At 30.8% G+C, this 12950-nt stretch carries 12 protein-coding genes and 1 pseudogene; 10 read left to right on the top strand and 3 right to left on the bottom strand.

The annotated features are described in order from the left end of the window. Positions 1–501, bottom strand: a 501-nt coding sequence (dapF, locus tag ACH2BO_RS11555; RefSeq protein ID WP_395044897.1) for a diaminopimelate epimerase, incomplete at its 3' end; no start/stop codon positions are given. A 162-nt stretch (positions 502–663) separates the two neighbouring features. Here dapF and ACH2BO_RS11550 point away from each other — a divergent pair. The 10 genes and pseudogenes from ACH2BO_RS11550 (at position 664) to ACH2BO_RS11505 (ending at position 11645) form a co-directional block, all read left to right on the top strand. Next, positions 664–2055, top strand: a complete 1392-nt coding sequence (locus ACH2BO_RS11550) for a S1C family serine protease (RefSeq protein ID WP_395044896.1) — start codon at positions 664–666, stop codon at positions 2053–2055. 462 nt (positions 2056–2517) lie between these two features. Further along, positions 2518–2799 (top strand): heavy metal-binding domain-containing protein, encoded by a 282-nt coding sequence (locus tag ACH2BO_RS11545; protein ID WP_395044895.1) that lies wholly within the window; start codon positions 2518–2520, stop codon positions 2797–2799. 76 nt (positions 2800–2875) lie between these two features. Next, complete coding sequence (locus tag ACH2BO_RS11540; RefSeq protein ID WP_395044894.1) at positions 2876–5395, top strand: heavy metal translocating P-type ATPase; 2520 nt, start codon at positions 2876–2878, stop codon at positions 5393–5395. Between the two features lie 74 nt (positions 5396–5469). After that, positions 5470–5913 (top strand): DUF6799 domain-containing protein, encoded by a 444-nt coding sequence (locus ACH2BO_RS11535; RefSeq protein WP_395044893.1) that lies wholly within the window; start codon positions 5470–5472, stop codon positions 5911–5913. Positions 5914–6040: 127 nt separating this feature from the next. After that, positions 6041–8539, top strand: coding sequence for a multicopper oxidase domain-containing protein (locus ACH2BO_RS11530; protein WP_395044892.1), 2499 nt, complete (start codon positions 6041–6043; stop codon positions 8537–8539). A gap of 92 nt (positions 8540–8631) precedes the next feature. Continuing rightward, positions 8632–10080 (top strand): glyceraldehyde-3-phosphate dehydrogenase, encoded by a 1449-nt coding sequence (locus ACH2BO_RS11525; RefSeq protein ID WP_395044891.1) that lies wholly within the window; start codon positions 8632–8634, stop codon positions 10078–10080. A 120-nt stretch (positions 10081–10200) separates the two neighbouring features. Then, positions 10201–10449, top strand: a complete 249-nt coding sequence (locus ACH2BO_RS11520) for a type II toxin-antitoxin system ParD family antitoxin (RefSeq protein ID WP_395044890.1) — start codon at positions 10201–10203, stop codon at positions 10447–10449. A 118-nt stretch (positions 10450–10567) separates the two neighbouring features. Next, positions 10568–10741: pseudogene (locus tag ACH2BO_RS11515) on the top strand (type II toxin-antitoxin system RelE/ParE family toxin); the annotation flags it as partial. 12 nt (positions 10742–10753) lie between these two features. Then, positions 10754–11122 (top strand): glyoxalase, encoded by a 369-nt coding sequence (locus ACH2BO_RS11510; RefSeq protein WP_395044889.1) that lies wholly within the window; start codon positions 10754–10756, stop codon positions 11120–11122. A 157-nt stretch (positions 11123–11279) separates the two neighbouring features. Further along, positions 11280–11645 (top strand): hypothetical protein, encoded by a 366-nt coding sequence (locus ACH2BO_RS11505; RefSeq protein WP_395044888.1) that lies wholly within the window; start codon positions 11280–11282, stop codon positions 11643–11645. 4 nt (positions 11646–11649) lie between these two features. Here the strand turns inward: ACH2BO_RS11505 and ACH2BO_RS11500 are convergent, their stop codons facing one another. Next, positions 11650–12141 carry a VOC family protein gene (locus tag ACH2BO_RS11500; RefSeq protein WP_395044887.1) on the bottom strand — a complete coding sequence of 164 codons (492 nt, stop codon included), beginning with the start codon at positions 12139–12141 and terminating at the stop codon, positions 11650–11652. 13 nt (positions 12142–12154) lie between these two features. After that, positions 12155–12950 (bottom strand): AI-2E family transporter (locus ACH2BO_RS11495; protein WP_395044886.1); only part of this gene is annotated, 796 nt, incomplete at its 5' end.

The raw sequence follows: 12950 nt of genomic DNA, 5'->3' as shown, positions 1-12950 counted from the left end.
TTTTCCATACAAATCTGAATTTCTAATTTTAGCTCCATTAGTTTTTACATCATAATTTTCTAAATCTTCAATTAATGTAACATGATGTGGCGAACCAGTATTTAAGAAAACATAATCACTTTCTATTTTTACATCATCAACATCTTTCATTTGCAAGGATACATTTTTATTTTCTAAAATTGTTGCGTGATGCAAACCATCAGTTGCAATAAAAACTGCTTTAGTTGAAATAATATTTAAACTTTTTGCAAAAGCAACCAAACATCTTCCGCCATTGCCGCACATTGAGCTTTCATTTCCATCAGAGTTATAATAAACCATTTTAAAATCAAATTCAATATGATTTTCTAATAAAATTAATCCGTCAGCTCCAACACCAAAACGTCTATTGCAGAGTTTTTCAATAAGTTCAATATTTTCTTTAGGAAAAACATCAAGACGATTATCAATCATCACAAAGTCGTTTCCAGTTCCTTGATATTTGTAAAATTTGAGTTTCACGTTTAAATTAAATATAATAAATTTTATTGAGATTGCTTCGTGCTTCGCAAAGTTACAAATATTAATGATAAGTTAAAGATTGTTAAACGAGCGTTAAAGCATTTTTTTAAAAATAATAAAACACTAATTTTGATGTTATATTATTTAAAACAATTTTATATTATGAAAAGAGTATCGAGTTTATTTTTAGTTTCTTTACTAAGCGGTACAATGACACTTGGCGCTTATAAATTATTTATTGAAAAAGATTTAAATGGTAATTCAATTGTTACCCAAGCACCAAATTCTTATAACAAAACAGTTGGTTTAGGTGCAGAAAATATTGATTTTACATCGGCTGCCGAAAATGCAGTTCACACAGTTGTACACGTAAAAAATGTTTCTACAAGAACGGTATACAATCCAATTATGGAATTTTTCTATGGTTCTCGTGGTGGCGGACAACAACAAGAACAAATTGGAACTGGTTCTGGAGTAATAATTTCTGAAGATGGTTATATTGTTACAAACAACCATGTAATCAAGGATGCCAAAGAACTAGAAGTTACTTTAAACAACAACAAAGTTTACAAAGCAAGGTTAATTGGAACCGATTCTAAGATGGATATTGCTTTGTTGAAAATTGATGCCGATAAAAAATTACAGTATTCAACATTTGCCGATTCTGATCAAGTAAAAGTTGGCGAATGGGTTTTGGCTGTTGGAAATCCATATAATTTAACTTCAACTGTTACTGCAGGAATTGTTTCTGCCAAAGCTAGAAATCTTGATACAAAAGGAATTCAATCGTTTATTCAAACAGATGCTGCTGTAAATCCTGGAAATTCTGGTGGAGCATTAGTAAATACTCGAGGTGAATTGATTGGAATTAATACTATGATTTCATCTCAAACTGGTTCTTATGTTGGTTATTCGTTTGCTGTTCCAAGTAATATCACTAGAAAAATCATAGAAGATATTATGGAATTTGGAAATGTTCAAAGAGGAATTCTTGGTGTTGAAGGTGGTGAATTGACAGGTAATGCATCCAAAGAGTTAGGAATAAAAGATAGTGAAGGTTTTTATATAAATAAAGTTAATAAAAATTCTGGTGCTGAAAAAGCCGGATTAAAAAAAGGCGATATTATTAAAAAATTAGACAATCAAAAAATTTCAACCTTTTCCGAATTATCCGGATTTATTAATACGAAACGTCCAAATGACAAAATAAATGTAACTTTTACAAGAGATGGAGAAACAAAAGTTGTTCCAGTAATATTAACTAAAAACGACATTGTTAACACCGATTTTAAAGGATTGGAATTAGAAAATATTTCAGCTTCTGATAAGAAAAATTTCAGGATTGACTATGGTGTAAAAATTAAAGAAGTTACCAACGAAAGATTACAACCTTATAAAGACGAACTTGAAGGAAGTGTAATTCTAAATATTGATGGTGAAAAAGCAATAGATATAGAAACAGTTTCAAGAATAATTGAGAGTAAAGATGAAAATCAAGGAACAAGTGTTCAATTAATGACTAAAAATGGTCAAGTAATGCGAATTATTATATAATAAATTAAATATCAGAAAGTTTTAAACCATCCAAAATATTAATACTGGATGGTTTTTTTATTCTCTTATTTTAAAAAGTTAAATCATTAACTAGTAATAATTAATTATGTGATTTTATTTTAGAGTTGAAAATAAAGATTCTTCTCATAACATTTTTCAACAATTAGATTTCTTTTTAATTTCTAATAGTTTTTTTTCGCTTTGGCAGATACTAAAAACAAACTAATTTATTATATCATAGAGATGTAATTGTGCAAAATTGAAAGTGTTTGAACTTTCAAAAAACACAAAACGATAAACAACCCATATTTTAGATCAATGATACTTTATTATAGGAAACCTATAGTAATAATTAAATAGTTATAGCAGTGAATTATATAACTATAATTAAAATTAATGTAACTAGTTAAATAATAATAATTTGTAACATTACTATAAATAATCAATTTAAAAATTATCAAAATGAAAAAAGTATTTTTAATTGCTACAATTAGCATTTTTACATTGTTTTCGTGTACCCAAAAAACTAAAGAAGTCACAACAACTAATTCAGAAATAACAACTAATTCAGAAATGATGGAAAACGATTCGACAATGATGAACGATGGTTCTTCTAAAAAAATGATGGCAGAAAAAATGTATGCTTGCCCAATGCATCCAGAAGTTCAAGGAAAATTGAACGACAAATGTTCTAAATGTGGAATGCCTTTAACAGAAGAAGTTGCAGAAAATGTAGCTGAATAAGTTTTTTTATCTCGCTTAATCAATAAATCAACTTTACAATACTTACTTGTGAAGTTGATTTTAATTCTATAAACCAATGCCACATAAATATACAATTACCGGAATGAGTTGTAATGGTTGCAAGTCTAAAGTTGAAAAAGCTTTAAACACCATTGAAGATATTGAAGCAAGCGTTTTTTTGGAAACAAACAGTGCAACAATTACAATGGAAAAACACATTCCAACTGCTAAATTCCAAGAAGTACTTTCAGCGATTGGCAACTATCAGATTACCGATTACAATGAAAAAATTGTAGAAAATTCTAAAAAGAAATCTTCAAATTCAGAACCCAAAAACGATAAAACTGCACTTTCTTTAGATAACAATTTAGACGTAAAGTACCATTGCCCAATGCATTGCGAAGGCGACAAAAACTATGACAAAGCTGGAGATTGCCCAGTTTGCGGTATGGCTTTAGAAAAAGTACACGAACTAAATAATACCAAAACGTTGTTTACGTGCCCAATGCATCCAGAAATTATCCAAGACCATTCTGGCTCATGTCCGATATGCGGAATGGATTTAGTACCAATGAATCCTAGCGATTCCGAAGAACAGAAAACATATAAAGATTTATTGTTTAAAATGAAAATAGCTACTGCTTTTACAGTTCCTATTTTTATTATTGCAATGATGGAAATGATACCAAATAATCCATTGCACAAAATACTTCCGGCAATTTATTCCAATTGGGTTCAACTTTTTTTATCACTTCCTGTAGTGTTTTATGCGTGTTGGATGTTCTTTGTTCGTGCCTATAAATCCATAATTACTTGGAATTTAAATATGTTTACCCTTATCGGAATCGGTGCTGGTATTGCTTTCATTTTTAGTTTAGTCGGATTATTTTTTCCAACGCATTTTCCAACAGAATTTAAAAATCATAATGGTTCTGTTTCACTCTACTTTGAAGCCACAACTGTAATTTTGACTTTGGTATTATTAGGACAATTATTAGAAGCCAGAGCACACAGCCAAACCAGTGGTGCAATTAAAGAATTATTAAAATTGGCGCCAACCGAAGCCACTTTAGTTATTGATGGAAAGGACAAAATAATATCTATTCACGATATCAAAAAAGGCGATTTATTGCGAGTAAAACCAGGAGATAAAATTCCGGTTGACGGAAAAATAACCGATGGAGAAAGCAGTATTGACGAAGCAATGATAACTGGAGAACCCATTCCTGTTGACAAAAAAATGGATGATAATGTGATTGCTGGAACCATAAACGGAAACAAATCGTTTGTAATGATTGCCGAAAAAGTAGGATCGGAAACTTTGCTTTCGCAAATTGTAAAAATGGTAAACGATGCTAGCAGATCGAAAGCACCAATTCAAAAACTTGCCGATAGTATTGCCAAATATTTTGTTCCAATTGTAGTCATTATTTCGGTAATTACCTTTTTTGTTTGGGCAAAATTTGGACCAGAACCAGCATTAGTTTACGGATTTATAAATGCCATTGCCGTTTTAATTATTGCTTGTCCTTGTGCTTTGGGTTTGGCAACACCAATGTCGGTAATGGTTGGCGTTGGAAAAGGTGCGCAATTGGGTGTTTTAATAAAAAATGCCGAAGCTTTAGAAAATATGAATAAAGTAAATGTTTTAATTACAGATAAAACAGGAACAATTACCGAAGGAAAACCATCCGTTGAAAAAATATATTCGGTTAATAATGAAGAAGATAATTTATTGCAAAACATCGCTTCTTTAAATCAATATAGTGAACATCCATTGGCGCAAGCTGTCGTAAATTTTGCTAAAACAAAAACCTTTTCATTAATAGAAGTTAAAGATTTTGAAGCTGTTGGAGGAAAAGGAGTTGTTGGAACTGTAACCAATAAAAAAGTAGCATTAGGAAATAAAAAACTAATGGAACAAGTAAAAGCAACTGTTTCTGATGATTTAGAAAACAAAATAATTGCCGAACAAAAATTGGGAAAAACGGTTTCTTATATTGCTATTGATGGCGTTGGAGTTGGTTTTATAGCCATCACAGACAAAATAAAAGAAACAAGTAAAGAAGCCATTAAAGAATTAGTGCGCCAAGGTGTTGAAGTTGTGATGATTACTGGCGACAATGAAAACACTGCAAAATCTGTAGCCGCAGAGCTTGGATTGAGTTCATTTATTGCTAGTGCATTACCAGAAGATAAACTAAATGAAATAAAAAAATTACAAGCACAAGGCAAAATTATAGCAATGGCTGGCGATGGAATAAATGATGCACCAGCTTTGGCGCAAGCCGATATTGGCATCGCAATGGGAACAGGAACAGATGTTGCAATAGAATCTGCAAAAATAACTTTAGTAAAAGGCGATTTACAAGGCATTGTAAAAGCAAAAAAATTAAGTCACGCTGTAATGCGAAACATTAAACAAAATTTATTTTTTGCATTTTTCTATAATATTTTGGGAGTTCCAATTGCTGCTGGCGTTTTATTTCCGTTTTTCGGAATATTGCTTTCGCCCATGATTGCGGCTTTGGCAATGAGCTTTAGCTCTGTTTCTGTAATTGTAAATGCCTTGCGTTTACGAAATTTAAAAATTTGACAACTATAAATTGGGCAACAGCAAGACTGAAGACCGATCAACAGCGGAACTGTGGAAAAATAAATACATTTATTATGAAAAATTTAAGATTAATTTCGAGTAAAACAGTAGCGTTTTTAATGCTGTTTGTAATGGTAATTTCACTTAATGCAAATGCTCAAACTAAAAAGAAAACTACAAAGATGAAAGATCATTGTATGATGAAAGATGGTAAAATGATGGTGATGAAAGATGGTAAAACCATGTCAATGGACAAAGACATGACTATGAAAAATGGTACAATTGTAATGAAAAATGGCGAATGCATGATGAAAGATGGTACAAAAATGCAAATGAAAAACGGAGATTGTATGGAAATGAGTGGAAAAATGTGCAACGATAAAATGAAAAAAATGGAAATTAAGAAAACAAAAAAAATGGCAGTTATGAATTATAGTTGTCCTATGCACCCAGAAGTCACCAGCAATAAACCAGGTAAATGCCCTAAATGCGGAATGGATTTGGTTAAAAAAAAGTAGTGAAACTTAACTAAATTTTATTTCAAAAGTTAATCCGAATTAATTATTATTTTATAAAATTATCATCAATTTTTATAAAATTATTTTAAATAAATTGATGATAATTTCTTTCAAAAAAAATAATGTAATGAATTTCAAATTATTAATTATAGTATTTCTATTTTCAATTAATCATTTTGTAGAAGCACAAAACAATTCAAAACAAACGTTTTATACTTGTATAATGCATCCACAAATTCATTTAAGTAAACCAGGGAATTGTCCTATTTGTGGAATGACTTTGGTCAAAGAAAAATCAAAAATCCCAAAAAAAGCAGTTGTAAAAAAACCAATTACAACTAAAAAAGTAATTTCTGAAACCAAGAAAGAAGTTCCTCAAACTAAAAAAGAAACTACCGATTTACCCATAAAAAAATCAGTTTCTGTAACTAAATTAAAACCCAAAACTATTTCAAAAACAATACGTTATGATTTATATGTTCGCGACACAATTGTAACAGTTGGCAACAAACCAAAACGCGCCATTGCAGTAAACGGACAAATTCCGATGCCAACCTTAACCTTTACCGAAGGTGATATTGCCGAAATTTATGTCCACAACGAATTAAAAGAAAGCACTTCATTGCATTGGCATGGATTGATGTTGCCCAACAAAGAAGATGGTGTTCCGTACTTAACACAAATGCCTATTGAACCTGGTACAACTCACAAATATTCTTTTCCAATAATTCAAAATGGAACGCATTGGTATCACAGCCATTCGGGTTTACAAGAGCAAATTGGAATGTATGGTTCGATGATTTTAAATAAAAAACCAGAAGATGAAAAATTCCGCGAAGGCATTGACGATTTACCAACGATTCCTGTAATTTTAAGCGAATGGAGTGATATAAATCCGAACAATATTCACAGAATGTTACACAATGCAACCGATTGGTTTGCTATAAAAAAAGGAACTACACAAAGTTACGCCGAAGCCATTCGAGCTGGACATTTTAAAACCAAAATTGCCAACGAATGGAAAAGAATGAACGCAATGGATGTTAGTGATATTTATTACGAAAAATTTCTAATAAATGGAAAAAATGAATCTATAGCTGACGGTTTTAACCGTCAGGATAAAATTAGATTACGAATTTCAAATGGTGGCGCATCAAGTTATTTTTGGTTAACTTATGCTGGTGGAAAAATTACTGTGGTAGCAAGCGATGGAAACGATGTTGAACCTGTTGAAGTCGATAGATTGCTCATTGCCGTTTCTGAAACTTATGATGTAATTGTAGAAATTCCAGAAGACAATACTTCCTACGAATTTTTGGTAACATCCGAAGATAGAACCAAATCGGCATCATTATATATTGGAGAAGGAATTAAACAATTGACTTCGCCACTTCCAAAATTAAAATATTTTGAAGGAATGAAAATGATGAATTCTATGATGAAAATGAATGGCGATTTGGACGATATGGGAATGAAAATGTCCTACAATCAAATGGATATGAATGTGGTGATGTATCCTGAGATTACTGGCGAAGTGAAAGAAAAAAACCAAATTGCAATAGGCAAAATGCAAATGACTGAAGAACAATACAACAGCAAGGAACTTCTAGATATTGTAACTTTAAATTATTCAATGTTAAAATCGCCTTTCAAAACCAATCTTCCAAAAGATGCACCAGTAAAGGAATTACGATTTGAATTGTCTGGAAATATGAATCGTTACGTTTGGAGTTTAGACAACAAAGTAGTTTCTGAAACCGATAAAATCTTAATTAAAAAAGGTGAAAATGTTAGAATTACCTTGTACAATGGTTCAATGATGCGTCATCCAATGCATTTACACGGTCATGATTTTAGAGTTTTGAATGGTCAAGGCGATTATGCACCACTCAAAAACATCATAGATATCATGCCAATGGAAACTGATGTAATCGAATTTAATGCCAATGCAGAAGGCGATTGGTTTTTTCATTGTCACATTTTATATCACATGATGGCTGGAATGGGACGCGTTTTTACGTATGAAAATCAAGCTGCAAATCCATTAATTACAAATCCAAAATTGGCACAGCGAAAATTATTTGGCGAAGACCGAAAATTTCATTTTATGGCAGAAAACGATTTTGCCACCAACGGAAATGACGGAATGATAATGTTTGGAAGTACACGTTGGAGCATTGGAACCGAATGGCGTTTGGGTTATAACAATCATCACGGTTATGAAACTGAAACACACATTGGAAGATATCTCGGAAAAATGCAATGGTGGATGCCATTTATAGGATTCGATTGGCGTTACCGAAAAATGGAAGATGCCGAAGTGGAAAAAAATCTTTTCGGTCAAGAAAGTACCAAAGATATTCGTTCTGTTTTTAGCGCTGGTTTAGAATATACAATGCCAATGTTAATCAAAGCGCAAGCCGAAGTTTTTACCGATGGAAATTTCAGATTACAATTTGAACGAATGGATATTCCGGTTTCTAAACGATTGCGAATGAGTTTGATGTGGAATACAGATAAAGAATATATGGCAGATTTGAGATATATTATTAAAAGAAATTTAAGTGTTCGAACTCATTATGATAGTGATATGGGAATTGGATTTGGTGTGAATTTGAATTATTAAACAAATCTTAAAAAAAGTTAGAAATAATTTCACGAAAACGTTATAGTTGATTACTTTTGCAAAAATTAAAGCAAATTAACTCCAACTCTCTAATGAATAACAACACTTTATACGAAAAAGAACTATCCTTTCAAGCTGACCGACGCAAAGCTGGAGTGGAGTTTATCAAAATGATTAGCGATTTATGGTACGACAAATCCATAGAATTAGTACTTTTTAGAAATCAATTAATTGATAGAAACGTTAGCGATATTATCAACTTGCACGAATATGCAGGCGAATTTGTTCAAAAACCAATAAACGTTTTCGATTCGGTTGAAATTGCTCGCGCTATTTTAAATTTAGATTTACCACCATCGCGAATTGATATCGGAAAACTAACTTACGAATACCATCTTGAAGACAATAAATACCACGATGCCAGAGCTTTTGTAATTGATAAATTAAAAAATGCAAAATCGTCTAAAAATATAGAACCCAAAGATGTAGTTCTTTACGGATTTGGTAGAATTGGAAGATTATTGGCTCGTGAAATGATGAGCAAAATAGGAAAAGGACAACAACTTCGGCTTCGTGCCATTGTAACTCGTGATAAAAATGATGCTTCAACATTAGAAAAAAGAGCATCTTTATTGCGTTACGATTCTATTCATGGTGATTTTGAAGGTTCAGTTACAGCTGATGTTGAAAATAAAGCTTTGATAATCAACGGAACTACAGTTCATATTATTTCTGCAAATTCGCCAGAAGAAATAGATTACACCGCTTACGGAATTGAAAATGCGTTGGTAATTGACAACACTGGTGCTTTTACAACCGAAGAAGCTTTGCAACGCCATTTGGTTTCTAAAGGAATTGAAAAAGTATTATTAACTGCGCCAGGAAAAGGAATTCCGAATATTGTTTATGGTGTGAATCATGATGAATTTAATCCAGATGAAGTATCTATTTTTTCGGCAGCATCTTGCACAACCAATGCCATTACTCCTATTTTAAAAGTTGTAGAAGATTCACTTGGCGTTGTAAAAGGACATTTAGAAACGATTCACGCGTACACCAACGATCAAAATTTGGTTGACAATATGCACAAAAAATACCGTCGTGGAAGAGCTGCAGCATTGAATATGGTAATTACAGAAACTGGCGCAGGAAGTGCTGTTGCCAAAGCTTTGCCAAGTCTTGCTGGAAAATTAACTTCTAATGCTATTCGTGTTCCTGTTCCAAATGGCTCGCTTGTAGTTTTAAATTTAGAAGTTTCTAAAGCTACTTCCATTGAAGAAATAAATACCATTATGAAACACTATGCTCTTGAAGGTGAACTTGTTGAGCAAATAAAATATTCTTTAAATAACGAATTGGTTTCGTCTGACATTGTAGGAACTTCTGCGCCAGCAATTTATGACAGTAACGCCACAATAGTTTCTGGCGATGGAAAAAATATAGTTTTATATGTTTGGTATGATAACGAATATGGTTACAGTCATCAAGTAATTCGCTTGGCGAAGTATATTGCTAAAGTAAGACGTTATACTTATTATTAGTAGTTGCTTTTTCTTAAAATTTTTAAATCCGTTTTTTGACGGATTTTTTTAAAGAAAAAAATTTAATAAAAATAATTTTAAATTACCTAATATTGGTAACTTTACAAAAAATATAAAATTATGGGACGAAATACATCTGTTTCTTTAGGAAATTATTTTGAAAGCTTTGTAGATAATACTGTTTCAAAAGGCAGATTTAAAAATGCAAGTGAAGTTATTAGAGCTGGTTTAAGATTGTTAGAGGAAGAAGAAAATAAAATAATTGCCCTAAAAAAAGCAATAAATGAAGGAATTGAAAGTGGAATTGTAAAAGATTTTAATCCAAAAAAACATCTTGAATTCTTAAAAGAACAAAAAAGAAATGTGTAATTATTTTTTGACCAAAAAAGCAATTGAAGATTTATCTAAGATTTGGGATTATATATTTGAAGTTTGGTCAGAAAGTCAAGCTGATAAGTATTATTTTTAATTATTAAACGATTGTAATGAGTTATCAAAAAATACAAATTTAGGAAAAAATTATACTGAAATTAAAAAAGAAATTTTCGGATATAAATCTGGTCAACATCTAATATTCTATAGAATTTTAAACTTAAATGAAATTGAAATAATTAGAATTTTACATTCTGGAATGGATTTAAAAAATAGAATTAAAGATTAAAAAAACCAAAAAATGAACCACAAACCAAAATCAATACGACCATTCATAGGAGCAAAAAACTATGAAATATCACGAAACTTTTATAATGATTTAGGATTTCAAGAAAGTGTTTTATCTTCTAGTATGAGTTATTTTGATAGCAATGGTTTGGGATTTTATTTACAAAATGCTTTCGTAAAAGATTGGATAGACAATACAATGGTTTTTATGGAAGTAGAAAATGTGCAAGAATTTTATGATGAATTAATAAAATTAGAACTTCCTTCTAAATATGAAACTGTAAAAATTGTACCTGTCAAAGAACTTGATTGGGGAAAAGAATGTTTTGTTCACGATCCGTCAGGAGTTTTGTGGCATTTTGGCGAGTTTTATGCTAATTAAAATATGAATAGCTGTAACACAATATTATCAAATATTTAGAGTTAATAACAAATGAATATTAATTGTGAATAAATAATTTTGAAATTTTCAAAGAATTTGTAAAATTTATTCGACATTTTTAATATTTTAGCAAAAAAGTTAGCCCAATTTACTCTAAATGCTTAAACCTACAATCATCTCGCTATTGATGGCAAGCCAGTTGGTTTTTTCCCAAAAAAAACCAGCAACAACCTATAAATATGGTTATAATGGTATGGAATTAATAGTAAAAAACAATAAAGAAACTATTATTGTTAGTACTTTCAATTCTAAAAAAGCCATTAAGGATGAAATTGCTTTGAAAATATACGATATGTATACTAAGAAATTATTTGTAAATGGTGATTTACTTACAATTTCAGGTAATGAAGCAAAAGTAATTGGAAAAGTTTCTATTAGAAAAAAAGGAAATCTAGTGTTATTAGATTTTTATTACGACGAAATTCAATGGAAAACTGGTTTGGTTGAGGCATATGAGGATTAATTATTTAATCCAATTCCTTCAATAAATCATTCATATCTAGCACTTCGGTAAACATTACAATTGTACCATCTTCATTATAATTCCATTCTTCTTTTGGTCTATCCCAATACAATTCGACGCCATTATTATCTGGATCATTTAAGTACAAAGCTTGAGAAACGCCGTGATCTGCAGCTCCAGAAAAAGGATAATCGGCTTTAATAATTCTATCATAAATAGTAGCCAAATCTTTACGAGTAGGATATAAAATCGCTGTGTGAAACAATCCAACACCTTTTTCATGCGCCAGAGGAAAATTTTTACTGTACCAAGTATTCAATCCAATGTGATGATGATAACCGCCAGCAGAAATAAACGCCGCTTCAGTTCCATACATTGTTGTAATTTCGAATCCTAATAAATCGCAATAAAATTCGAGTGAACGTTGCAAATTGGAAACTTTTAGATGAACATGTCCAATTCTAGTTTCGGTTGGGATTTTATAATCTGTTATCATTTCATTTTATTTTTTAAATTTTAAATTTATTTTTCTTTAAAATTAATGATTTATTTTTTGAAGTTTCAATATCTCCAATCAAAAATCCATAAGGTTTTAAAGGTTCAATATGATCACAAACAATCTTAAACATTGCAGTTAGTGGAATTGCTAAAATAACTCCAGGAATTCCCCAAAGTAATTGACCTAATACCAAGACTATTATTGTAAAAAGCGGATTTATTTTTACTTGTGGACCAAGAATTAGTGGTTCTAAAACCCATCCTTGAATGAGTTGCACAATGCCATAAGTAATGATGATTCCTCCAATTAATGATGGATTTCCTCCATGTATTACAGCAAATAAAATAGTTAATATTGTTCCAGTAATGTTACCAATATAAGGAACAATTTCTAATAAACCACATAGAATGGCAAAGAAAATAGCGTTCTCAACTCCAATAATACTAAAACCAATTCCATACATAATCCACAACAGAAAAATCATTTTTGATAGTCCCAAAAGATATTGTTGTGAGATACACGTAGCACTATGAATAACTTGTTGCATTTCTTCGCGTTGGTTGGTTTTAGTTATTTTAATCAAAAAAATTTTGATGTGATTTCTATAGTACAATAAAAAAACAAAATAAACTAAAACTAAAATTGTGGTTGCAAAAACATAAGCCACAGAACCTAAAAGTACTTGCATTATATTCGAATAAGAAGGTCGCTCATTTTTTAAAATTACAAATTGATCCTCAATAGAAATATTTAAATTATCAAAAATGTACTTTTGAATAGTTGTTCCAGTTTCAATTGCTCGTTGT

Source organism: Flavobacterium sp., assembly GCF_043773265.1.
Taxonomy (GTDB): domain Bacteria; phylum Bacteroidota; class Bacteroidia; order Flavobacteriales; family Flavobacteriaceae; genus Flavobacterium.
This window is presented reverse-complemented; position numbering and strand designations above follow the sequence as displayed.